Below are 21,668 nucleotides of genomic sequence, written 5' to 3' on the forward strand. Positions count from 1 at the left end.
CTCAGGCCCTCAGGCGTTCGCCCAGCAGGGTAGCGAGCTTGGCAGTCAGGCCATAGATCGACAGCTGCGGGTTGGCGCCGATGCTGGTGGGGAACAGCGAGCCATCGTGGATCGACAGGTTGGCCAGGTGGTGGTGGCGGCCGAGGCTGTCGACCACCGCCTGCTGCGCATCCTCGCCCATGGCGCAGCCGCCCATGACGTGGGCACTGCCCAGGCGTGTGCGGTACAGCGCCAGGTCGAGGTTCTCGATCATGTCCCGGGCCTCCTTCCAACTGCCGACGTAACGTGCATCGGCATGGGTCGGCATCACCGCCTTGGCGCCGGCGGCGAACTGGATTTGCGCCATGGTCAGGAAAGCACGGCGCACCCCGTCCCAGGTGTAATCGGTCATCTGGTAATCGAGCACCGGGCTGCCGTCGCCCCGCAGCTCCACGCGGCCTTCGGCACAGTCCGGGTGGAAGCCGTCGCGCAGCAGGGCAAGCATAACGTTGGTATGCGGCAGCTGCGCCATGCGCAGGGCGTTCTCGCGGCCGAAATCGCCGAGCAGGGTGGCGGTCAGTGCCGGTTGCAGCGGCGGCACTTCCAGTTTGTAGGAGAGACGTCCGTCGGTGCCGTCGTCCCACTGGAAATGATCCGAATAGACCGACTGCGGCGCACCGTAGAAGGGGTTGATGACCTGCTCGAACTGCGCCGCGGAGAAGTTCACCAGGTGCAGGTAGGTGCGCCGGCCGACACGCTGGTGCGGGTCGGGCGCGTTGGAGCGCAGCAGAATGCCGGGCGTATTGATGCCACCGCCGGCCAGCACGTAGTGCCGCGCCTTGACCCGGATGCGCTTGCCGTTGGGCGCCACGCAGCGTTCGTCCATGCCGAGGCAGTCGATGCCGACCACCTTGTCGCCTTCGATCAGCAGCTTGTCGGCGCGCGCCAGATAGAGCAGCTCGCCGCCGGCGTCGAGGGTGGCGGGGATGGTGGTGACCAGCATCGACTGCTTGGCGTTGGTCGGGCAGCCCATGCCGCAGTAGCCGAGGTTCCAGCAGCCGCGCACGTTGCGCGGGATCGGCGCCCAGTGATAGCCGAGCTTGTCGCAACCGCTGCGCAGCACCTCGTTGTTGGCATTCGGTGGCACCGCCCAGGGCGCCACGCCCAGGCGCTGCTCCATCTTCTCGAACCAGGGCGCCATGGAGTCGACGTCATGGCCCTTCACTCCATGCACCTCGGCCCAGTGCGCCAGGGTCTGCGGCGGCGTGCGGAAGCTGCTGGTCCAGTTGACCAGCGTGGTGCCCCCAACGGCGCGGCCCTGCAGGATGGTGATGGCGCCGTCCTTGCTCATGCGGCCGATGCCTTCCTGATAGAGGTTCGGATAGGCATCGGCCTCGCGCATCTTGAAGTCGTCGCTGGTCTTGAGCGGACCTTCCTCGATCAGCAGCACCTTGTAACCGGCGGCGCTGAGGATTTCCGCCGTGGTGCCGCCACCGGCGCCGCTGCCGACGATGGCGACATCGGCTTCCAGCGTCAGGTCGTTTTCCAGGCGCGAACCGTCGTATGTCTTCCAGCCCCTGGCCAGGCCTTGCTTGAACAGATCGGGTACAGGCATTTCACCTTCTCTTCTTGTCGTGGGGCTGTCTGGAGTCACGAGCTTGGTGCTCGCCCTGATCGCGGATCAATCCGCTCCTACACAAACGGCCCCATCCCGTGGGAGCGGCTTCAGCCGCGATGCTCTCTACCGTTGCCTGGGGGCCGTTATACGGTGGGTGGCCCCGGGTAGCCGCAATGCGCCCAGGCCTCCTGGCGGCTGTACCAGGCCATCATCACCAGTTGCAGCAGCGAGGCGTGGCCCATGCGCAGCAGGCTCAGGCTGCTGTTCTGCCAGCGCGTGAGGAAGTTGCGCACGTCATCGGCGCTGGCGTTGTCCCAGCTGCCCCAGACCCCGGTCAGCGGGCCGCGGGTGATGGGCAGGGCGAGGACGTCGAACAGCTGCACGGTGAGTTTGAGCATCTCCGGCGACAGGTGCGCCAGGCTGGTGTCGAGGCTCTTCAGCGTGCCGTCGATGGCCTGCGGCATCTGCTCGGCGCTGACGGCGCCGTCGAGCATTACCGGGATCAGTGCGCGTAGAAAGGGCAGGTCGCTGCTGCGCAGGATCAGGTAGCCATTGGCCGGCGTGCTGGCCGAGCAGCCGCTGAGGGTGGCGGTCAGCCCGGCAGTGCCGAGCAGCGCCGTACCCAGCAGGCCGACCTTGAGCAGATTGCGCCGCGACAGCTGCGGCGCGTTGAGGGTGGTGTCGTTCATTGTTGTTGTCACCAGGCGTAAAACGGGCGCTGCCCGCGTTGTTCAGCGAACGAACAGCTTGTAGACCAGCTTCTGGATCGCCTTGCCATAGGGCGGGTAGATCAGCCGCGCGGCGTTGAAGCGCTGCTTGATGAACACGCCCTTGGCCTTGCTGAAGGTCAGGAAGCCTTCGTGACCGTGGTAATGGCCCATGCCGGAGGGGCCGATGCCGCCGAACGGCATGTCGTCCTGCGCCACGTGCAGCAGGGTGTCGTTCAGGCACACGCCGCCGGAATGGGTCTCGTGCAGCACGCGCTGCTGCTCGCGCCTGTCGTAGCCGAAGTAGTACAGCGCCAGCGGCCGGGGCCGCGCGTTGACGTAGGCGAAGGCGTCTTCAATTCGCTCGTAGGGCAGCACCGGCAGCAGCGGGCCGAAGATCTCGTCCTGCATCAGCTTCATGTCGTCGTTGACGTCCAGCACCAGGCTCTGCGGCAGGCGCCGGCCCTGGGCCTCGGGGTAGATAGGGACGATGCGCGCGCCCTTGGCCTGGGCGTCCTGCAGGTAGCCGTTGAGGCGGGCCAGCTGGCGCTCGTTGATGATCGCGGTGTAGTCGGGGTTGTCCTTGAGCTGCGGGTAGAAGCGCTGCACGACGTCGCGGTAGGCGCTGACGAAACCGTCGACGCGATCGCGCGGCACCAGCACATAGTCAGGCGCCACGCAGGTCTGCCCGGCGTTGAGGGTCTTGCCGAAGGCGATGCGCTCGGCGGCGTGCTCCAGCGGCACGTCGGCGGAAACGATGGCTGGCGACTTGCCGCCCAACTCCAGGGTCACCGGGGTCAGGTTCTCGGCGGCGGCGCGCATCACATGCTTACCGATGCTGGTGGCGCCGGTGAACAGCAGGTGGTCGAACGGCAGCTTGGAGAAGGCCATGCCGACTTCCGCCTCGCCCAGGGCAACGCTGACCAGGTCCTCGGGGAAGACGCGCGCCAGCAGGTCCTTGACCAGCTGCGAGGTGGCCGGGGTGGACTCGCTCATCTTGATCATCACCCGGTTGCCGGCGGCCAGCGCGCCGGTCAGCGGGCCGATGGCGAGAAACAGCGGGTAGTTCCACGGCACGATGATGCCGACCACGCCCAGCGGCTGGTAGATGACCTTGGCTGCGGCGGGCATGAACTGCAGGCCGACGCTGCGCCGCGAGGGCTTCATCCACTTTCTGATGCGCCTGGACGCGTAATGGATGCCATGCAGGCTGGGCATCAGCTCGGCGAGCAGGGTCTCGTCGGCCGAGCGATTGCTGAAGTCCTGGGAGATCGCTGCGATCAACGCATCCTGCTGCTCGGTCAGCAGCTCGCTGAGAGCCTTAAGCCACTGGATGCGCTGCTCGGCCGAGGGCATCGGGTTGGCGGCGAAGGCCGTGCGCTGCAGGGCGAAGGTGGCGTCCAGCTGGTTGATCTGCTGTTGGCTCTGCTGCGGATAGGCGATGTCGGCGACCATGGGTTTCTCCTCGACGTTCCAGCGGGCTGCTTGGGACTGTGCTGGATTTCTAGAGCAATTGCTCTAATGTGTCAAATAGGATGCCTCGTCGCTGCCTGAGTCGCACCCTAACCAAAGGCCAGCGGCAGCGTTTGAGATGCGTCGAGGGGTAACACTTCTGCTGTTTCGCCTGTACCTTTGCCACTTTTGAAGTTGAGATCGAGCTGCGTCATGGCGCCACCCAAGACCCGCGACCGCATCGTTGCCGAGAGCCTGGCCCTGTTCAACGGCCAGGGCGAGCGCAACGTCACCACCAACCATATCGCCGCGCACCTGGGCATTTCGCCGGGCAATCTGTATTACCACTTCCGCAACAAGCAGATGATCATCGCCGAGCTGTTCGCCCAGTACGAAGCGCAGGTCGACAGCTTTCTGCGCCGCCCCGAAGGCCGAGCGCTGACGGTGAAGGACAAGACCTTCTATCTGGAGGCGCTGCTGGCAGCGATGTGGCACTACCGCTTCCTGCACCGCGACCTGGAGCACCTGCTGGAATCCGACGCCGAGCTGGCCGCGCGTTACCGCGCCTTCGCCCGGCGCTGCCTGGTGGGGGCGCAGTCGATCTACCAGGGGTTCGTCGAGGCCGGCATCCTGCTGATGACCCCGGCGCAGATCGAGGCGCTGACGCTCAACGCCTGGATCATCATGACCTCCTGGGTGCGCTTTCTCTGCACGGCGGGGGCCAGCCCGGACAACCTCAGCCAGGACATGCTGCGTCGCGGCATCTACCAGGTGCTGGCGCTGGAGGGCGGCTATATCGCGCCTTCGGCGCGCGCGGCGGTCGAGGCGCTGTACGATCGCCTGCATGTGCCGCTGGAGCAGGTGCTGGGGTGAGCGGTTCGGTGCCGCCGGATGCGGTGTAGCCCGGATGCAATCCGGGGAGCTGTGCCGGAGCATTCGCGGATTTCATCGGGGCTACGATTTCGCGGCTCGGTAGGAGGAGCTTTAGCCGTGAGCTTTTCGCCGCTGACGCGCCTCTCACGATCTGCAGCGACTGTCTTGCCCGCTTGCAATCCATAAGGGCCTTTGTCGCGCCCTCCCGGACTTCATCCGGACTACGGTTCTTGCCGCTTGCGCAGGAGCGGCTTCAGCCGCGATTACCCGAGGTTCGCCAACCACTGCGGAATTCGTCTTTCCAGGTAATAGGCAGGACGGCGCGGGCTGCCTTCGACGAAGCCGACATGCCCGCCCTTGGCATGCAGCTCGAACTCGGTACCGGGGGCCAGCTCGCTGGCCTCGGGCAGGCTGTGACGGAAGATGAAGGGATCGTCTTCGGCCTGGATGATCAGCGTGCGCGTGCGAATGTCGCCCAGGTAGAAGCGGCTGGAGGCGCGCCGGTAGTAATCGTGGGCATCGGCGAAGCCGTGCAGCGGCGCAGTGATGCGCCCGTCGAAGTCCCAGAAGGTGCGCATACCGTCCAGCGGGCCGAGGCGCTCCAGCACCGACAGGCGCTCGTTGTGGCCCTGCTCGCTGAACAGGCGCTGCTTGTTGCTGACATAGGCAACCATCTCGCGCATGAAGTGCGCCTGGTAAACCCGCGAGAAGCCCAGGCCGATGCGGTCTGCGCACTGATCCAGACGAAACGGCACCGACACCGCCACTGCTGCCTGCAGCTGGCTCTGCGCGCCGCTTTCGCCCAGGTACTTGAGCAGCACGTTGCCGCCCAGCGAATAGCCGACAGCGTACAGCGGCGCCATCGGCCGTTGCGCGCGCAGGTGGGCGACCGCCGATGCCAGATCCTCGCTGGCGCCGGAGTGATAGCCGCGCGGCAGCAGATTGGGTTCACCTGAGCAGCCGCGCCAGTTCAGCGCCACGCTGGCCCAGCCACGCGTCGCCAGGGCCTGTTGCAGGCCAAGCACGTAGAGCGAATTGGAGCTGCCCGTCAGGCCATGCAGCACCAGTACCAGCGGCGCATGGGCGTCATGCGGGCCGTACCAGTCGAGGTCGAGAAAGTCGCCATCGTCCAGCCACAGCCGTTCGCGTGGCCGTTCCAGTTGCGGCGGCTTGCGGCAGAAGGGGTTCCACAGCGTCTGCAGATGCGGGCCGGGGAGCCACCAGGCGGGGCGAAAGTCAGTGTTCATGGTGCAGTCGATCGTCGGCAGTAGACATAGCCCGGACGCAATCCGGGAATGGTGGCCCTGGATTTCATCCAGGCTACGGAGCTATTCAGCGTCGGCGCTTGCGGAGTATGCGCCAAGCGCACCAGGCCAATACCAGTAACGCGACGATACGCTGAGTGGTAAGTCCGATGACGATACCGACATTGGGATTGTGCGGTATCGTGCGATTCAAATTCAGCGGAATTTCCTGCTGGCTGAGCAGCACCGGCAGCGCCAGTGCGATCAGCAGCAGGTAGGGCAGGTGGGCGTAGATAAAGTCCTTCATCCACGCTGCCACAGCGCGTAATGCACCTGACCCGTGTGCTTCTCCCGATGCAGGCGCCAGTTGCCGGGCAGGCCCAGCGTCGAGGGAGCGGCTTCGCTTTCGGTGTAAATCCACGCGTCGTCGGCCAGCCAGTTCTGAGCTTCCAGCAGGTCGCAGGCGCCTTGCAGCAGATCCTTGTGGAACGGCGGATCGAGCAGGACGATATCGAAGCGCCGCGGCGCCGGCCGGGCCAGCAGCTGCAGGGCGTCGCCCAGCTGGATTTCGCCGGCGCTGCACTGCAGCGTCGTCAGATGCCCGCGCAGCGCGGCCACCGACGCCGGGTTGAGGTCGCAGGCCAGGCCGCTGGCAGCGCCGCGCGACAGCGCTTCGAGCAGCAGCGCGCCACTGCCGGCGAAGGGGTCGAGCACATGGGCGCCCTCGACATAGGGCGCCAGCCAGTTGAACAGCGTTTCGCGCACCCGGTCCGGAGTCGGGCGCAGGCCCGGGCCGTCAGGAAAGGCGAAGCGCCGCGAGCGCCATTGCCCGCCGATGATGCGCAACTGGCCCTGGCCGCCGTGGGCCTTGCCCGCGGCGGGTTTCTGCGGAGCGCGACCGCGCATCAGTGCGGCACCGTGCTGGGCAGCTCGGCCGGGCGGTCGGTGGGTGGCGGCAGCTCCTTCTGCGGCACGGTCGGGCCGGCAGTAACCACCACCAGCGCCTCGGGGTCGAGGTGCTTGGCCATCGCCGCTTTCACCTGCTCGGTGGTGAGGTTCTGCACGTCACGCATAAAGTCATCCAGGTAGCTCAGCGGCAGGTCGTAGAAGCCCATCGAGGCCAGCTGGCCGACGATATCGGCATTGCTTGCGGTGGACAGTGGGAAGCTGCCGGCCAGCTGACGCTTGGCGTTGTCCAGTTCCTGCTGGGTCGGCCCATCTCGCAGATAGTCGGCCAGCAGTTGCTTGACCAGCGCCAGGGTACCCTGGCTGAGCTCGGCACGGGTCTGCAGGTTGATCATGAACGGGCCGCGTGCCTGCATGGCGCTGAAGCCGGAGTAGACGCCGTAGGTCAGGCCACGCTTCTCGCGCACCTCGCTCATCAGACGGGTGCCGAAGCCACCACCACCGAAAATCTGGTTGCCCAGATACAGCGCTGCATAGTCCGGGTCGCGACGGTCGATGCCCAACTGAGCAAGCATCAGATGGGTCTGGTTGGACGGGTATTCGATATGGCTGGTGCCGGGCTTGGGCGTTTGCGGCTGGGCTATCTTCGCCAGTGCCGGGCCTTGCGGCAGGGCGGCCGATACCTGATTGGCGATGGCCTCGGCCTCGGCGCGCGACAGATCGCCAACCAGCGCGATCACGGCATTACCGGCGGCATAGGCGCGGGCATGGAAGGCCTGGAGCTGCTGGCGGGTGATGGCCGGAATCGATTGCGCCGTGCCGTCGCTGGGATGAGCGTAGGGATGCTGGCCGTACAGGCGCTCGAACAGCTCCAGGCTGGCCAGCTTGCCCGGGTTCTGCTTCTGGAACTCGAAGCCGGCGAGCAACTGGTTCTTGATCCGCGCCAACGAATCGGCAGGGAAGGTGGGCTTGCCCAGCACATCAGCGAACAGCGCCAGTGCAGGTTCACGTTGTTCGCGAGCGCTCAGACTGCGCAGGCTGGCCACGGCCATGTCGCGGTAAGCGCCGTTGCCGAACTCGGCGCCGAGCCCTTCGAAACCGGCGGCGATGGCGCCGACGTCCTTGCCCGGTACGCCTTCGTTGAGCATGGCATTGGTCAGGGTGGCCAGGCCCGGCACGCCGCCGTCCTGGCTGCTGCCGGCGGCGAAGGTCAGGCGCAGGTCGAACATCGGCAGCTCATGGGCCTCGACGAACAGCACCTTGGCGCCCTGAGCCGTTTGCCAGGTCTGGATATCCAGGGTGCGGCGCAATGGCGCCTTGCCGTCGAGCGCAGCCAGCGACTGCAGCTTGGCAGCATCGCCAGCCGCCGTGCTGTCGGACAGGTTGGCGCAGGCGCTCAGTGCCAGGGCGGCGGACAGGACCAGGCCGAGCAGGCCCAGACGGCGTTGCTCAGTCTTCATGGGCGGGACTCCTCATTGCGGGACTCTTCGGGCAGAACGTGGGCGACACTCAGGCGGTCGCGAACGAAGAAGGTACGGGCGGCCTGCTGGATGTCCGCCGGGGTCACGGCTTCCAGTTCGGCCAGTTCCTGGTCGATCAACTGCCAGGACAGGCCGACGGTTTCCAGTTGACCGATACCGGTGGCCTGGCTGGTGATCGAGTCGCGCTCGAATACCAGGCCGGCGATGACCTGGGCGCGTACGCGCGCCAGTTCGGCAGCGGACGGCGGGGCCTTCTTCAGTTCCTCCAGTTCGCGCCACAGGCCGGCTTCTGCCTGCTCCAGGGTTCTGCCTTTCTGCACATTGGGCGTGGCCGAGAGGATGAACAGGCTGTCACCGCGGGTGAAGGCGTTGTACCAGGCGCTGGCGCCGGAGACGAGTTCCTCGCCGCGCTCCAGGCGGGTCGACAGGCGCGCACTGTAGCCGCCGTCGAGCAGGGCGGCGGCCAGGCGCAGGGCGTAGACCTGGCGCGGCGTTTCGGCGGTGGCCAGGCCCGGCACGTTGAAGCCCATGATCAGATTGGGCAGTTGGGTCTTCAGATACAGGGTGGTACGTCGCTCACCCGCTGCGGCCAGCTCCAGCGGCAGTTTGGCGGTCGGCACCTCGCGGCGCGGAATGTCGCCGAAGTAACGCTGCACCTGGCTCTTGACCTCGTCCACGCTGACGTCGCCAACCACCACCAGGGTAGCGTTGTTCGGCGCGTACCACTTCTGGTACCAGGCACGCAGTTCGTCGATATGCATGCGGTCGAGGTCGGCCATCCAGCCGATGGTGGGGATGCTGTAGCCGCTGGCCGGATAGGCCATGGCCTTGAAGCGCTCGAAGGCCAGCGAGGAAGGGCGGTCGTCGGTGCGCAGGCGGCGCTCTTCCTTGATCACCTCGATTTCCTTGGCGAACTCGTCTGCCGGCAGTTTCAGGCTGGAGAGGCGGTCGGCTTCCAGTTCCAGCGCCACGCCCAGGCGGTCGCTCGCCAGCACCTGGTAATAGGCGGTGTAGTCGTCGCTGGTGAAGGCGTTTTCCTCGGCGCCCAGTTCGCGCAGGATGCGCGAGGCTTCGCCGGGGCCGAACTTGCGGCTGCCCTTGAACATCATGTGTTCCAGGGCGTGGGACAGGCCGGTGGAGCCGGGCGTCTCGTAGCTGGAGCCGACCTTGTACCAGAGCTGGCTGACCACCACGGGCGCGCGGTGATCCTCGCGGACGATGACCTTCAGGCCGTTGTCCAGTTCGAATTCGTGGGTGGGTTGAGCGGGAGAAGCGAAGGCCGCGAGTGGCACGCAAAGGGCGCCGAACAGCAGGCCGAGGGAACGGCGGGCAATTGCATTCATCAAAAGTCAGACCTGTCGGATAGCCTGGGCGGTCGTACCGCCGGCGGGCGAAGAGGTGCTAGGATACCCCATCCTTTTCCGGGGCGGCGCGGCAAGGCTTTACAGCCTGTTAGCGTTCGCTCCCCTGAGATGCAAGCGACCCATGTTTGGTTCCAATGACGACAAGAAGTCGCCGGCCGAGGCTGGCGCGCAGACCCCGCCTGTGACCGAAGAAAAGAAATCCCTGTTCAGCTGGTGGCGCAAGAAGCCGGCAGAGACAGCTGCGGAGCCGGCCAAGCCTGCGCCCGCCGAGCGGCCTGCTCAGGTGCCTGCCGAGCTGTCGACACCTGAGCCTGCGTCCGAAGCCTTGCCAGTAGTCGAGCCGCAGGTGGCTGAAGTGACGCCTGCGCCAGCGCCGCAGCCTGAGCAGCCCATTGCCGACACTCCGGTTGCCGCACCTGCGGTCGTCGAACCGCCGCCCGTCGTAGCCGAGCCCATCGTCGAGGCCGCTCCGGTGGCGGCTGCGCCGGCGCCTGCCGCCGCGCCGGCCACGCAGGAAAAGCCCGGCTTCTTCGCCCGTCTCAAGCAGGGCCTGTCCAAGACCAGCGCCAGTCTCGGCGAAGGCATGGCCAGCCTGTTCCTCGGCAAGAAGGCCATCGACGACGATCTGCTCGACGATCTGGAAACCCGCCTGCTTACCGCCGACGTCGGCGTCGAGGCGACCACCACCATCATCGGCAACCTGACCAAGCGCGTGGCGCGCAAGGAGCTGGCCGACAGCGGTGCGCTGTACAAGGCCCTGCAGGAAGAGCTGGTCAGCCTGCTCAAGCCGGTCGAGCAGCCGCTCGTGATTGACGGCGCCAAGCAGCCCTATGTGATCCTCGTCGTCGGCGTCAACGGCGTGGGCAAGACCACCACCATCGGCAAGCTGGCCAAGAAGCTGCAGCAAGACGGCAAGAAGGTCATGCTCGCCGCCGGCGACACCTTCCGCGCTGCCGCGGTGGAGCAGCTGCAGGTCTGGGGCGAGCGCAACAACATCGCGGTCATTGCCCAGCACACCGGCGCCGACTCGGCCTCGGTGATCTTCGATGCGGTGCAGGCTGCCAAGTCCCGTGGCATCGACGTGTTGATCGCCGATACCGCCGGGCGCCTGCACACCAAGGACAACCTGATGGAAGAGCTGAAAAAGGTCCGTCGGGTGATCGGCAAGCTGGACGAGACGGCGCCGCACGAAGTGCTGCTGGTGCTCGATGCCGGCACCGGGCAGAACGCCATCAGCCAGGCCAAGCAGTTCAACCAGACGGTGAACCTCACCGGCCTGGCGCTGACCAAACTCGACGGCACCGCCAAGGGCGGCGTCATCTTCGCCCTGGCCAAGCAGTTCGGCCTGCCGATTCGCTACATTGGCGTGGGTGAAGGTATCGATGATCTGCGTCCGTTCGAGGCGCAGGCTTTCGTCCAGGCACTCTTCGAGGAGCGTGAGCGCGGATGATCCGATTCGAGCAGGTCGCCAAGCGTTACCCCAATGGCCATGTCGGGCTGCACGAGCTGACCTTCCGCGTTCGCCCCGGCGAATTTCTCTTCGTCACCGGCCACTCCGGTGCCGGCAAGAGCACGCTGCTGCGCCTGCTGCTGGCGATGGAACGGCCCACCAGCGGCAAGTTGCTGCTGGCCGGGCAGGATCTGTCGACCATCACCAACGCGCAGATTCCCTTCCTGCGTCGGCAGATCGGCGTGGTGTTCCAGAATCACCAACTGCTGTTCGATCGCACGGTCTACGACAACGTCGCCCTGCCGCTGCAGATTCTCGGTCTGTCCAAGCCGGAGATCGCCAAGCGAGTCGGCGCCGCGCTGGAGCGCGTCAGCCTCAGCGACAAGGCCGCGCAAGCGCCGGGGGATCTGTCCACCGGTCAGCAGCAGCGCGTTGGCATCGCCCGCGCCATCGTCCACCGGCCGGCCCTGCTGTTGGCGGATGAGCCCACCGGTAACCTTGACCCGCGCCTCGCTGCCGAGATCATGGGCGTGTTCGAGGACATCAACCAGCTGGGTACCACGGTGCTGATCGCCAGCCACGACCTGGCGCTGATCGCGCGCATGCGCCAGCGCATGCTCACCCTGCAACGCGGTCGCCTGATCGGTGACGGGGAGGCTGCCTGATGAGCGCATCGAAGATGCCCACCCCGCAACCGGCCGAGCGTGTCGGCGCGGCGCCGCGCAACAAGGTGGTGGACGGCCCGGCCGACGAGCCGGATTTCCGCACGCTGTTCCATGCATGGCTGGAGAGCCATCGCGCCAGCCTGGTGGACAGTCTGCGCCGCCTGGCCCGTCAGCCCATTGGCAGCTTCTTCACCTGCTGGGTGATGGCCGTGGCGCTGAGCCTGCCCATGGGCCTGTCGCTGCTGCTGGACAACGTCGAGAAGCTCGGCGGCTCCTGGCAGCGCGCCGCGCAGATTTCCCTGTTCCTCGACATGTCCGCCGGTGAGCGCAATGGTCAGGCGCTGCGCGAGCAGATCGCGGCGATGGATGATGTTTCCGAGGCCGAATGGATCAGCCGCGAGCAGGCGCTGGAGGAGTTCCAGCAGCTCTCCGGCCTGGGTCAGGCGCTCAAGGAACTGCCGGAGAACCCGCTGCCAGGCGTGGTCCTGGTCACGCCGAAGGAAGTCGACAAGGCCAAGCTCGAAGCCCTGCGCCAGCGTCTGGCAGAGCTGCCCAAGGTGGAGCAGGCACAGCTCGATCTGGTCTGGGTCGAGCGTCTGACTGCCATCCTCAAACTGGGTGATCGCTTCGTCTTCGGCCTCAGCCTGCTGCTGATCCTGGCGCTGCTGCTGGTGATCGGTAATACCATCCGCCTGCACATCGAGAATCGCCGCGCCGAGATCGAGGTGATCAAGCTGGTAGGTGGAACCGATGGCTACGTGCGACGTCCCTTCCTTTATATGGGCGCGCTCTATGGTTTCGGTGCCGGCATCTTCGCCTGGTTGCTGCTGGCCTTCGGGCTGGATTGGCTGAACGATGCTGTAGTACGTTTGGCCGGACTTTACGGTAGCGATTTCGCCCTGGGTGGCGTACCTTCGTCCGACGGTTTTTCGCTGCTGCTTGGCGCCGTGCTGTTGGGCTATATTGGCGCCTGGCTGGCAGTGGCGCGTCATCTGAACGAACTGGCGCCCCGCTAAGGGCGCTGCTCGATACGGCTGAACGCGAGCTGACAAGTCATTGTTTTGGTTGATATTGACTATCTGACAGGGAACTTATCCACAGGCTCTTAATCAGATAGCGCAGTGCTACACTGCACGAGTTTCATGAATCGGAGGATTCGAATGTCCACTTCCTTGCAACCTGTTCATGCCCTTGTTCCAGGCGCCAACCTGGAAGCTTACGTGCATGCGGTCAACAGCATCCCGCTGCTGACGCCCGAGCAGGAGCGTGAACTGGCCGAAAATCTCTACTATCAGCAGGACCTCGAGGCCGCCCGCCAGATGGTGCTGGCCCACCTGCGTTTCGTGGTGCATATCGCCCGCAGCTACTCCGGTTATGGTCTGGCCCAGGCCGACCTGATCCAGGAAGGCAACGTCGGCCTGATGAAGGCGGTCAAGCGCTTCAACCCGGAAATGGGTGTGCGTCTGGTGTCCTTCGCGGTGCACTGGATTCGTGCAGAGATCCACGAGTTCATCCTGAAGAACTGGCGCATCGTCAAAGTGGCCACCACCAAGGCCCAGCGCAAACTGTTCTTCAACCTGCGCAGCCAGAAGAAGCGTCTGGCCTGGCTGAACAACGATGAAGTCACCGCGGTAGCGGAAAGCCTGGGCGTCGAACCGCACGAAGTGCGCGAGATGGAAAGTCGCCTGACCGGCCAGGACATGGCCTTCGACCCGGCAGCCGATGCCGACGACGACAGCGCCTTCCAGTCGCCCGCGCATTATCTGGAAGACCACCGCTACGACCCGGCTCGCCAGCTCGAGGATGCCGACTGGAGCGACAGCTCCAGCAGCAACCTGCACGAAGCGCTGGAAAGCCTGGACGAGCGCAGCCGCGACATCCTCTATCAGCGCTGGCTGGCCGAGGAAAAGGCGACGCTGCACGATCTGGCCGCCAAGTACAACGTCTCGGCCGAGCGTATCCGCCAGCTCGAGAAGAACGCCATGAACAAGCTCAAGGGCTGTATCGCCGCCTGAGTCTGCCGCTACCCGAAAAGCCGCACCCTGGTGCGGCTTTTTGCTGTCTGGAGCAACCGCCTTGAACAACGCCCCGCTGAAAGTGCAGCACTGGCTGATATTCGCGATCGTCGGGGTGCTGTTCTTCGCCTGGGGCGCCTGGTTGATGCGCAGCAGCGAGGTTCGGCCGGTGGCCAACCTGCAGCAGTGGCGCAATGCGCTGTTGCAGCCGCTGGCCGAAGATGGGCTGACACTGCGTGATGTGCAGACGCTGGCTCCGGGTGAGCTGTGGCTGGAGCCGCGCCTGGACGGCGCACGGCTGTCCTATCGAGCGACGCTCGAAGGGGAGGAGGGCGAGTGGTCGCTGCAGGCTGAACTGGCCTTGAGCAAGAATCAGCGCGACAGTCTGATGGCCGCGCAAGGCCTGAAAGCAGGCGATGCCGAATTAGCGCTGGATGAGTCGCTGACCGTGCAGATGGCCAACTTCCCCATTGCCAGCCTCAATCTGCACGCCCCGCAAGCGCTGGCCAGCGAACGCCTGGCCGCCAGCCTCGGGCAGCCTCGCCTGACCCTGGAGCTGGCCGATGGTCAGGCCTGGGTGTATCCGCAGTGGGGTTTGACCGTGCATCTGCATGGCGACGACGTCGCGCTGTTGCATGCGGTGCCGCGCAAGGCATTTCGCGCTACTCGCTAGCTTACAGCCAGCGTGGCCACCAATCGGGGCGCTGCGGCTTGAGCTGGTTGAGGTAGTGGCTGCCGCCGAGCTGATTCATCTGCTGGCGAATCCAGGCCGCGCGGCGGATCACGTAGCCATTCGGCCGGCCTGCGCTCCAGCGCAGCGGGTTGGGTAGCACGGCAGCCAGCTGGCTGGCCTGCTGGCGATTGAGATAAGGCGCGCCGACGCCGAAATGATGCTGTGCGGCGGCTTCGGCGCCGAAGATGCCATCGCCCCATTCGACGCTGTTGAGATAGACCTCGAGGATGCGTTCCTTCGACCAGAGCAGTTCGATCAGCGCGGTGAACCAGGCTTCCAGCCCTTTGCGCAGCCAGCTGCGCCCGGACCAGAGGAACAGGTTCTTGGCTACCTGCTGGCTGAGGGTGCTGGCACCACGCAGCGAGCCGCCACTCTGATTGTGCGCCAGCGCCGCCTGGATGGCGCTCATGTCGAAACCCCAGTGCTCGGCGAACTTCTGGTCTTCGGCGGCGATCACCGCCATCTTCAGATGGTCCGGCAGCTCGTTCCACGGGCGCCACTGACGCTTGAGTACCAGCGACTGCCCGCTGCCCCAGGACTCGATCTTGCGCTCGATCATCAGCGCCGTGCCGGGCGGGGGTACCCAACGCAGCAGGAGCACCAGCAGGGCGCTGGCCAGCATCAGCCAGAGCAGCAGTTTCAGCAGGCGGCGGGTCAGGGCTCGGAGCATGGAGTCTCGCAATGATTGGGCGTGGCGCTATTAAAACAAAAAATCGCCGGGAGCGATTTTTGACGTCGGCTCTGCCGACGGCCCGAAGGGTTGCCGCCAGGGATGGCGGGCAGCAAAAAATCGCCGGGAGCGATTTTTGACGTCGCCTTGTACATTCCCGAGACACCACAGGTTTGGGAGCGGGTGTGACAATAACGACACTCTCGCCACACGAACCAGTGGTTAAACTGCGTTCTGGTCGACCTATTCAGGAGTTTCCATGGCTCGTCTCTGGCTGCTGTTATCCGCTTTTGCAGGCTTTACCGGCGTCGCGCTGGGCGCCTTTGCCGCTCACGGTCTGAAGAATCGTCTGACGCCTGAATACCTGGCGGTTTTCCAGACCGGCACGCACTATCAGCTGATCCACGCGCTGGCCCTGTTTGGCGTCGGTCTGCTGGCGCTGCACATGCCCGGACGCTTGGTAAACCTGGCCGGTGGCGCCTTCGCCGTGGGCATTCTGCTGTTCTCCGGCAGCCTTTATTTGCTGACCCTCAGCGGCATCGGCAAGCTCGGCATGATCACCCCGTTCGGCGGTGTCGCTTTCCTGATCGGCTGGCTGTGCCTGGGGCTGGCGGCCTGGAAGCTGACCTGACCCTGGCGTCAGAAATGAGGACGAATGGCGCCTTTTAGCCTTGGTCGCAGACGGCTGTCGGGCTAGAATGCCGGCCCTCTTCCTAGTTGTGACCGAGTCGTCATGCGTATCCAGTTGAATGGTGAACCCTTCGAACTGCCGGATAACCAGAGCGTCGCCGACCTGTTGGTTCGCCTCGACCTGACCGGGCGCCGTGTGGCGGTCGAGCTCAATCTGGACATCGTTCCACGCAGCCAGCACGACAGCACCCAGCTCGCCGAAGGCGATCAGGTGGAAGTGGTGCACGCCATCGGCGGCGGTTGACTTCACGAGGAGTATTCCATGAGCCAAGTTCTCAGCGACAAGCCCTTCACCCTGGCCGGTCGTACGTTCCAGTCGCGCCTGCTGGTCGGTACCGGCAAGTACAAGGATATGGACGAGACCCGTGATGCCATCGCGGCTTCCGGTGCCGAGATCGTCACCGTGGCCGTGCGCCGCACCAATATCGGCCAGAATCCCGGCGAGCCGAACCTGCTTGATGTGATCAGCCCGGACAAGTACACCATCCTGCCCAATACCGCCGGCTGCTACGACGCCGTCGAGGCCGTGCGCACCTGCCGCCTGGCGCGTGAGTTGCTCGATGGCCACAACCTGGTCAAGCTGGAAGTGTTGGCTGACCAGAAGACCCTGTTCCCCAACGTCATCGAAACCATCAAGGCCGCCGAAGTGCTGGTCAAGGACGGTTTCGACGTCATGGTGTACACCAGCGACGATCCGATCATCGCCCGCCAGCTGGCCGAGATCGGCTGCATCGCGGTGATGCCGCTGGCTGGCCTGATCGGCTCGGGCCTAGGCATCTGCAACCCCTACAACCTGCGCATCATCCTCGAGGAATCGAAGGTGCCGGTGCTGGTCGATGCCGGCGTGGGCACGGCCTCCGACGCCACCATCGCCATGGAGCTGGGCTGCGAGGCGGTGCTGATGAACAGCGCCATCGCCGAAGCGCAGAATCCGGTGCTGATGGCGCGTGCCATGCAGCATGCCGTCGAGGCCGGGCGCCTGGCCTACCTGGCCGGGCGTATGCCGAAGAAACTCTATGCCAGCGCGTCGTCGCCGCTGACTGGCCTGATCAACTAAGGATGACGATTGGCTGCGCGTCGGCTCGCCGGCCCGCCAAGTCGTAAACACCCTACAAGAGCCCAGCATGACCGATACCCAACAGCCCGAACTGACCGAAGACGGTCGCCAGCGCCGTACCATCAAGAGCTTCGTGATGCGCGCCGGGCGCATGACCGAAGGCCAGCAGCGTGGCATCGACAAGGGCTGGCCGCTGTTCGGCCTGGAACTGGAAGACGGCCTGCGTGACTTCGACCAGGTGTTCGGGCGCAGCGCGCCGCGCACCTTCGAGATCGGCTTCGGCATGGGCCATTCCACCCTGGAGATGGCCGCCGCAGCGCCCGAGCAGGATTTCATCGGCGTCGAGGTGCACAAGCCGGGCGTTGGTGCGCTGCTCAATGGCGCCATGACGCAGAACCTGAGCAACATCCGCGTGTACAGCTGCGATGCGCTGGAAGTGCTGCGTGATTGCGTCGCCGATGCCAGCCTGGATCGCGTGCTGCTGTTCTTCCCTGATCCCTGGCACAAGTCGCGTCATCACAAGCGCCGCATCGTGCAGCCGGCCTTCGCCGAGCTGGTGCGCAGCAAGCTGAAGATCGGCGGCGTGCTGCACATGGCCACCGACTGGGAAAACTACGCCGAGCACATGCTCGAGGTGATGAACGCGGCGCCGGGCTATCGCAACCTGGCCGCCGATGGCACCTATGTGCCGCGCCCCGAGGAGCGTCCGGTGACCAAGTTCGAGCGTCGCGGCGAGCGCCTCGGCCATGGCGTATGGGATCTGAAGTTTCAGCGTCAGGGGTGATTTACCCAGCGATAAACGGTCGATTTGAACCGGCAGGATGCACGATTAGATCGGGATAACCCGGCGGCCAGGACGGTACCTCACCGCAAGACACAACAACGATAAGCATGCCTGCAAGGCCTGTAGATATTGGCGACGCCACTGCCATGGCGTCGCAAGGAGAGCATTGTGTTGAGATCGGTTTCCATTCTTCTGCTGACCGCCCTGGCCTTTCAGGCCCAGGCCAAGGTCGATGCCAGCCAGGCCGCGCGCCTGGAGCAGGACCTGACCCCGCTGGGCGGTGAGCGTGCGGGTAATGCTGCCGGCACCATCGCGGCCTGGACGGGAGGCCTGGCGACGCCGCCGGCCGGTTACCAGCCCGGTATGCACCACCCTGACCCTTACGCCGGCGACAAGCTGCTGTATCGCGTCGACGGGCAGAACCTGGCGCAGTATGAGCAGCTACTGCCGGTCGGCCTCAAGGCCCTGCTGCAGCAGAACCCCAGCTTCTATCTGCGCGTCTTCCCGACTCGCCGCAGTGCAGCTGCGCCGCAGCGCATCTACGATGCCACCCGCTTCAATGCGCTCAATGCCGAGCTGATTTCCGGCGGCAACGGTGTGCAGGGTGCTGCGGCCGGCGTGCCGTTCCCCATACCGCAGAATGGCCAGGAGGCCATCTGGAACCACATCATGCGTTACCGTGGCGACCAGATCAGCATGGCCACCAACCAGGCCGCCGTGCTCGCCAATGGCAGCTACAACCTGCTCAAGCTCGAGCGCGACATCTATTTCCTCTACGGCCGCGAAGGCGTTGCCCCGCAGGATCTGGACAACACCCTGTTCTTTTACAAGTACAAGGTCGTGGCGCCGGCCAAGCTGGCCGGCTCGGCACTGGTGGTGCAGGAGACGCTCGATCAGGTGCTGGCCATCCGCAAGGCCTGGCGCTTCAACCGCGGCGAACGCCGCGTGCGTCGCCTGCCAATGCTCGCCTACGACACCCTGCAACCCGATACCAACGGCATGGCCACCGCCGACCAGGTGGACGCCTACAATGGTGCCCCGGATCGCTACGAATGGCAGCTGGTGGGCAAGCGCGAGATGCTGGTGCCCTACAACAGCTACGCGGTTCACCAGCAGGGCATTCCCTATGCCGACATCCTCCAGGCCAAGCACATCAATCCCGAACTGCTGCGCTACGAGCTGCACCGCGTCTGGGTGGTCGAGGCGGACCTGCGCACCGGCTTCAGCCATCCGTACGGCAAGCGTCGTTTCTATCTGGACGAGGACAGCTGGCAGATCCTCGCCGTCGACCTGTACGACCGCAATGGCGACCTGATCGGCCTGCAGGAAGCCCACCCGATCAGCTACTACGACGTGCCGATGTTCGGCTCGACCCTGGAGACCATCTACGACCTCAAGGGTGGCCGCTACTTCGCCGACGGCCTGGACAACAACGAGAAGATGTACGACTTCGACGCCCGGCTGAGTCCGCGCGACTTCACCCCGCAGGCGCTGCGCCGCGAAGGCAACTGAGCCGGCATCATCCGCGCGACCAGCGCATCGTCAGCTCCGGCTGGCCGGTGTGCGGGTCGCGCGTTTCGTTCACCGTGACGAAACGACCTGCGCGGTAGAAGGCCACCGCCCGGGTATTGGCGCGGTACACGCCCAGCTCGAGGCTGTCGCGTCTGCGCTTGGCTTCGTCCAGTAGCCGACGGCCCAGGCCACGGCCCTGAGCGTCCGGGCTGACGAACAATGCGGCCAGGCGCTGTTCGTGTAGCGATGCGAAGCCCAGTACCTGCCCCTTTTCCTCCAGTACCAGGGTTTCGGCCTGCGGCAGATAGAGGTCGCGCATGGCGGGCAGCTGCTCGCGCCAGAAGCTCTCCGGCACGAAGTCATGGGCCAGGATGGAGGCCTTCAACCAGAGGTCGAGTACGGCGTCGCTGTCTGCGGGATGGTAGAGGCGAATCATGATCAAGCCTGTTCGAGGAGAAGTGAATCCATGGCGGTCCGGTTACATATCTTCGGTGCATCCGGCTCGGGCACCACTACCCTGGCCCGCACGCTGGCCGAGCGCAACGGCTGGCTGCATCTGGATACCGACGATTTCTACTGGTTGCCCAGTGAGCCGCCCTATGCGTACAAGCGGTCGCCCGAGGAGCGCGTCAGGCTGATCCGCGAGCGTACCGCACAAGCGCCCGACTGGGTGCTCAGTGGCTCGCTGTGCAGCTGGGGCGAGGCGTTGATCCCGTCGTTCAGCCATGCCCTGTTCCTGCGCCTGGACGACCAGGAGCGCATGCGTCGACTGCGTCAGCGTGAAGCGCAGCGTTATGGTGCGCGCATCCAGCCGGGAGGTGACATGCATGAGCAAAGCCAGGCCTTTCTGGAGTGGGCCGCGGGCTACGAGCAGGGCGACTTGAATACCCGTAGCCTGGCCATGCACGAGGCCTGGATGGCTCGCCAGCTGAACTGTCCGCTGCTGCGCCTGGACTCGACCCGGCACAGGCCCGAGCAATTGGCCGAGCAGGTGATGAGCTGGTTGGTGCGCTGAGCGAAAACGCCGCGTATAGTCCCGGCCTGAATTAAGAAACCGCTCTAAATCGGTGCTTTCGGCGCTATCGAGCTGCTTTGGTTTCAATTTTCCCGGTGCGTGGTCGCTTATTAGCCGCGTACGGCCCGTCAGAACTACCCAGGTTCACGGGCAATCCCAAACTGCTTCCAGATTCCGGTGATAACGCTCTGCGCTGAAAAGCCCGACCAGAGGCTTCTGCTCCCAGGCTCCATCGCTTGCTCATGGATCTGGCTTTCAACGGCGGCTGGCCAGCCCGGTGCGCCATCAATGGAGTCCTTAGCATGAACATCAAGGATTTGCCGCTGCGCCTGAAGATCACCCTGACGGCGGCGGCGCTGTTATCGCTGGTCAGCATCGCGCTGATCTGGCAGAGCGTTTCCTCTCTGGACAGGACGGTCAATGACACCCTGCAACGGGATATCGACGGCTTCGCCCAGTCGGTGTCGGTCAACCTCGGCAACTGGATGCATGACCGCATCAACGCGGTGAAGATCACCGCCAGCAGCCTGGTCGAGCAGCCGCAGATCGCCCCGCACATTCTGCTGCAGCAGACCTGGGCCACCTTCGCCTTCAACATCACCTATATCGGCACCACCGACGGGCGTATGCTGCAGAACGACCCGAGCGTGGTCCTGAAGAACTACGATCCGCGCCAACGCGGCTGGTATCAGGGCGCCGAGAAGAGCAACGATGTGTTCATCAGCGATCCTTATGTATCGCTGACCGATGGTGCCTACGTAGTAACCATCGCCTATCCGGCGCGTCGTGATGGTTCGCTGATCGGCGTGGTCGGCGCCAACCTGACGCTCGGCACCCTAACCGAGACCATCGGCAGGCTGAGCATTCCCGGCGACGGCTACGCGCTGCTGATCGATCAGAGCGGGCAGATGATCGCCCATCCCGACAAGGACTGGCGCACCAAGTCGGCCTCCGACTTCTCGCCGACGCTGGGTGGCGAGCAGCTCAAGGCGCTGGTGCAGCAGCGCCGCCTCACCGAGGCCGATGTGGCGGGCACCGAGAGTCTGCTGTTCGCCGTCGAGATTCCCAACACGCGCTGGACCTTCGTGATGGTCATGGACAAGGCCAAGGTGCTTGCTCCGGTGCGTCACCAGTTGTTCGTGCAGCTGGCCATCGGCACCGGCATGCTGGTCGTTGCCATTCTGGTGCTGGCGCTGCTCGGCCGTGTGCTGTTCCGCGACCTGGAGCAGATTCGCCGCAACCTCAACGCTATCGCTGCCGGTAACGGCGACCTGACCCAGCGACTGCCGGTCAACTCAAACGACGAGATCGGCCAGTTGTCGAGCAGCTTCAACCGCTTCATCGACCAGCTGCACGGCATCATCTCGCGTCTGCGCGATGTTGCCGTGGCGCTGAGCAATGAGTCCGCACAAGTGGCGCAGGATGCCGACGAGCAGAACCAGCGCGTGCAGCA

General features: G+C 65.0%; 22 protein-coding genes and 1 pseudogene. 13 read left to right on the forward strand and 10 right to left on the reverse strand.

From position 1 onward, the window contains the following. Position 1 precedes the first annotated feature (1 nt). The 3 genes from DXK50_RS15575 to DXK50_RS15585 all read right to left on the reverse strand — a co-directional run bounded on the left by DXK50_RS15575 (position 2) and on the right by DXK50_RS15585 (position 3,759). Positions 2–1,594, reverse strand: coding sequence for a GMC family oxidoreductase (locus DXK50_RS15575; protein WP_212630941.1), 1,593 nt, complete (start codon positions 1,592–1,594; stop codon positions 2–4). Positions 1,595–1,740: 146 nt separating this feature from the next. Beyond that, on the reverse strand, positions 1,741–2,286 hold the full coding sequence (locus DXK50_RS15580) for a twin-arginine translocation pathway signal protein (RefSeq protein ID WP_148119185.1): 546 nt from the start codon (positions 2,284–2,286) through the stop codon (positions 1,741–1,743). 42 nt (positions 2,287–2,328) lie between these two features. Next, positions 2,329–3,759 (reverse strand): coniferyl aldehyde dehydrogenase, encoded by a 1,431-nt coding sequence (locus tag DXK50_RS15585; protein WP_212630942.1) that lies wholly within the window; start codon positions 3,757–3,759, stop codon positions 2,329–2,331. Between the two features lie 210 nt (positions 3,760–3,969). Here DXK50_RS15585 and DXK50_RS15590 point away from each other — a divergent pair, with 210 nt between their 5' ends. Continuing rightward, on the forward strand, positions 3,970–4,629 hold the full coding sequence (locus tag DXK50_RS15590; protein ID WP_212630943.1) for a TetR/AcrR family transcriptional regulator: 660 nt from the start codon (positions 3,970–3,972) through the stop codon (positions 4,627–4,629). A 263-nt stretch (positions 4,630–4,892) separates the two neighbouring features. Here the strand turns inward: DXK50_RS15590 and DXK50_RS15595 are convergent, their stop codons facing one another. The 5 genes from DXK50_RS15595 to DXK50_RS15615 form a co-directional block, all read right to left on the reverse strand. Continuing rightward, positions 4,893–5,876 (reverse strand): hydrolase, encoded by a 984-nt coding sequence (locus DXK50_RS15595; RefSeq protein WP_212630944.1) that lies wholly within the window; start codon positions 5,874–5,876, stop codon positions 4,893–4,895. 85 nt (positions 5,877–5,961) lie between these two features. Next, complete coding sequence (locus DXK50_RS15600; RefSeq protein ID WP_212630945.1) at positions 5,962–6,180, reverse strand: hypothetical protein; 219 nt, start codon at positions 6,178–6,180, stop codon at positions 5,962–5,964. Continuing rightward, positions 6,177–6,779, reverse strand: coding sequence for a 16S rRNA (guanine(966)-N(2))-methyltransferase RsmD (gene rsmD, locus DXK50_RS15605; protein ID WP_212630946.1), 603 nt, complete (start codon positions 6,777–6,779; stop codon positions 6,177–6,179). Before rsmD ends, DXK50_RS15600 begins: the two co-directional genes overlap by 4 nt. After that, positions 6,779–8,239 (reverse strand): M16 family metallopeptidase, encoded by a 1,461-nt coding sequence (locus tag DXK50_RS15610; RefSeq protein ID WP_212630947.1) that lies wholly within the window; start codon positions 8,237–8,239, stop codon positions 6,779–6,781. The genes rsmD and DXK50_RS15610 overlap by 1 nt, the downstream gene beginning before the upstream one ends. Further along, positions 8,236–9,603 (reverse strand): M16 family metallopeptidase, encoded by a 1,368-nt coding sequence (locus tag DXK50_RS15615; RefSeq protein ID WP_212630948.1) that lies wholly within the window; start codon positions 9,601–9,603, stop codon positions 8,236–8,238. The genes DXK50_RS15610 and DXK50_RS15615 overlap by 4 nt, the downstream gene beginning before the upstream one ends. 142 nt (positions 9,604–9,745) lie before the next feature. Between DXK50_RS15615 and ftsY the strand changes: the two genes are divergently transcribed. The 5 genes from ftsY (at position 9,746) to DXK50_RS15640 (ending at position 14,427) form a co-directional block, all read left to right on the forward strand. Beyond that, positions 9,746–11,074: a signal recognition particle-docking protein FtsY gene (ftsY, locus tag DXK50_RS15620; RefSeq protein ID WP_212630949.1), complete on the forward strand. Its 1,329-nt coding sequence runs from the start codon at positions 9,746–9,748 to the stop codon at positions 11,072–11,074. Next, on the forward strand, positions 11,071–11,739 hold the full coding sequence (gene ftsE / locus DXK50_RS15625; protein ID WP_013717545.1) for a cell division ATP-binding protein FtsE: 669 nt from the start codon (positions 11,071–11,073) through the stop codon (positions 11,737–11,739). The genes ftsY and ftsE overlap by 4 nt, the downstream gene beginning before the upstream one ends. Then, positions 11,739–12,755 (forward strand): permease-like cell division protein FtsX, encoded by a 1,017-nt coding sequence (gene ftsX / locus DXK50_RS15630; RefSeq protein ID WP_212630950.1) that lies wholly within the window; start codon positions 11,739–11,741, stop codon positions 12,753–12,755. Before ftsE ends, ftsX begins: the two co-directional genes overlap by 1 nt. A gap of 144 nt (positions 12,756–12,899) precedes the next feature. Continuing rightward, positions 12,900–13,754, forward strand: a complete 855-nt coding sequence (rpoH, locus tag DXK50_RS15635) for an RNA polymerase sigma factor RpoH (RefSeq protein ID WP_024309858.1) — start codon at positions 12,900–12,902, stop codon at positions 13,752–13,754. Between the two features lie 61 nt (positions 13,755–13,815). Further along, the gene (locus DXK50_RS15640; RefSeq protein ID WP_212630951.1) at positions 13,816–14,427 is read left to right on the forward strand and encodes a hypothetical protein; all 612 of its coding nucleotides are present in this window, start codon (positions 13,816–13,818) and stop codon (positions 14,425–14,427) included. Between the two features lies 1 nt (position 14,428). Here DXK50_RS15640 and mtgA read toward each other — a convergent pair whose 3' ends face one another. Beyond that, positions 14,429–15,157 carry a monofunctional biosynthetic peptidoglycan transglycosylase gene (gene mtgA, locus DXK50_RS15645; RefSeq protein WP_212630952.1) on the reverse strand — a complete coding sequence of 243 codons (729 nt, stop codon included), beginning with the start codon at positions 15,155–15,157 and terminating at the stop codon, positions 14,429–14,431. A gap of 259 nt (positions 15,158–15,416) precedes the next feature. Between mtgA and DXK50_RS15650 the strand changes: the two genes are divergently transcribed. From DXK50_RS15650 to DXK50_RS15670, 5 genes are all read left to right on the forward strand, one after another. Then, positions 15,417–15,788 (forward strand): DUF423 domain-containing protein, encoded by a 372-nt coding sequence (locus DXK50_RS15650; protein WP_161866070.1) that lies wholly within the window; start codon positions 15,417–15,419, stop codon positions 15,786–15,788. A gap of 102 nt (positions 15,789–15,890) precedes the next feature. Then, the gene (gene thiS / locus DXK50_RS15655) at positions 15,891–16,091 is read left to right on the forward strand and encodes a sulfur carrier protein ThiS (RefSeq protein WP_003463964.1); all 201 of its coding nucleotides are present in this window, start codon (positions 15,891–15,893) and stop codon (positions 16,089–16,091) included. An 18-nt stretch (positions 16,092–16,109) separates the two neighbouring features. Then, positions 16,110–16,904, forward strand: a complete 795-nt coding sequence (locus DXK50_RS15660; protein WP_024309854.1) for a thiazole synthase — start codon at positions 16,110–16,112, stop codon at positions 16,902–16,904. Positions 16,905–16,971: 67 nt separating this feature from the next. Then, complete coding sequence (gene trmB, locus DXK50_RS15665) at positions 16,972–17,688, forward strand: tRNA (guanosine(46)-N7)-methyltransferase TrmB (protein ID WP_212630953.1); 717 nt, start codon at positions 16,972–16,974, stop codon at positions 17,686–17,688. Positions 17,689–17,856: 168 nt separating this feature from the next. Further along, positions 17,857–19,200, forward strand: coding sequence for a DUF1329 domain-containing protein (locus DXK50_RS15670; RefSeq protein ID WP_212630954.1), 1,344 nt, complete (start codon positions 17,857–17,859; stop codon positions 19,198–19,200). A 7-nt stretch (positions 19,201–19,207) separates the two neighbouring features. On the opposite strand, the gene DXK50_RS15675 is transcribed toward DXK50_RS15670, so the two are convergent. After that, positions 19,208–19,636 (reverse strand): N-acetyltransferase, encoded by a 429-nt coding sequence (locus DXK50_RS15675; RefSeq protein WP_212630955.1) that lies wholly within the window; start codon positions 19,634–19,636, stop codon positions 19,208–19,210. Positions 19,637–19,666: 30 nt separating this feature from the next. Between DXK50_RS15675 and DXK50_RS15680 the strand changes: the two genes are divergently transcribed. Then, the gene (locus DXK50_RS15680) at positions 19,667–20,215 is read left to right on the forward strand and encodes an AAA family ATPase (RefSeq protein WP_212630956.1); all 549 of its coding nucleotides are present in this window, start codon (positions 19,667–19,669) and stop codon (positions 20,213–20,215) included. A gap of 302 nt (positions 20,216–20,517) precedes the next feature. After that, positions 20,518–21,558: pseudogene (locus tag DXK50_RS25525) on the forward strand (HAMP domain-containing protein); the annotation flags it as partial. Between the last annotated feature and the right edge of the window lie 110 nt (positions 21,559–21,668).

Origin of the sequence: Pseudomonas sp. KB-10 (assembly GCF_018221585.1) — a bacterium.
In the GTDB taxonomy this organism is placed as follows: Bacteria; Pseudomonadota; Gammaproteobacteria; order Pseudomonadales; family Pseudomonadaceae; genus Aquipseudomonas; species Aquipseudomonas yangonensis.

Coding starts and splice junctions, on each gene's coding strand:
- DXK50_RS15575 (WP_212630941.1), bottom strand. CDS start 1,594: ATGCCTGTACCCGATCTGTTCAAGCAAGGCCTGGCCAGGGGCTGGAAG.
- DXK50_RS15580 (WP_148119185.1), bottom strand. CDS start 2,286: ATGAACGACACCACCCTCAACGCGCCGCAGCTGTCGCGGCGCAATCTG.
- DXK50_RS15585 (WP_212630942.1), bottom strand. CDS start 3,759: ATGGTCGCCGACATCGCCTATCCGCAGCAGAGCCAACAGCAGATCAAC.
- DXK50_RS15590 (WP_212630943.1), top strand. CDS start 3,970: ATGGCGCCACCCAAGACCCGCGACCGCATCGTTGCCGAGAGCCTGGCC.
- DXK50_RS15595 (WP_212630944.1), bottom strand. CDS start 5,876: ATGAACACTGACTTTCGCCCCGCCTGGTGGCTCCCCGGCCCGCATCTG.
- DXK50_RS15600 (WP_212630945.1), bottom strand. CDS start 6,180: ATGAAGGACTTTATCTACGCCCACCTGCCCTACCTGCTGCTGATCGCA.
- rsmD (WP_212630946.1), bottom strand. CDS start 6,779: ATGCGCGGTCGCGCTCCGCAGAAACCCGCCGCGGGCAAGGCCCACGGC.
- DXK50_RS15610 (WP_212630947.1), bottom strand. CDS start 8,239: ATGAAGACTGAGCAACGCCGTCTGGGCCTGCTCGGCCTGGTCCTGTCC.
- DXK50_RS15615 (WP_212630948.1), bottom strand. CDS start 9,603: ATGAATGCAATTGCCCGCCGTTCCCTCGGCCTGCTGTTCGGCGCCCTT.
- ftsY (WP_212630949.1), top strand. CDS start 9,746: ATGTTTGGTTCCAATGACGACAAGAAGTCGCCGGCCGAGGCTGGCGCG.
- ftsE (WP_013717545.1), top strand. CDS start 11,071: ATGATCCGATTCGAGCAGGTCGCCAAGCGTTACCCCAATGGCCATGTC.
- ftsX (WP_212630950.1), top strand. CDS start 11,739: ATGAGCGCATCGAAGATGCCCACCCCGCAACCGGCCGAGCGTGTCGGC.
- rpoH (WP_024309858.1), top strand. CDS start 12,900: ATGTCCACTTCCTTGCAACCTGTTCATGCCCTTGTTCCAGGCGCCAAC.
- mtgA (WP_212630952.1), bottom strand. CDS start 15,157: ATGCTCCGAGCCCTGACCCGCCGCCTGCTGAAACTGCTGCTCTGGCTG.
- DXK50_RS15650 (WP_161866070.1), top strand. CDS start 15,417: ATGGCTCGTCTCTGGCTGCTGTTATCCGCTTTTGCAGGCTTTACCGGC.
- thiS (WP_003463964.1), top strand. CDS start 15,891: ATGCGTATCCAGTTGAATGGTGAACCCTTCGAACTGCCGGATAACCAG.
- DXK50_RS15660 (WP_024309854.1), top strand. CDS start 16,110: ATGAGCCAAGTTCTCAGCGACAAGCCCTTCACCCTGGCCGGTCGTACG.
- trmB (WP_212630953.1), top strand. CDS start 16,972: ATGACCGATACCCAACAGCCCGAACTGACCGAAGACGGTCGCCAGCGC.
- DXK50_RS15675 (WP_212630955.1), bottom strand. CDS start 19,636: ATGATTCGCCTCTACCATCCCGCAGACAGCGACGCCGTACTCGACCTC.
- DXK50_RS15680 (WP_212630956.1), top strand. CDS start 19,667: ATGGCGGTCCGGTTACATATCTTCGGTGCATCCGGCTCGGGCACCACT.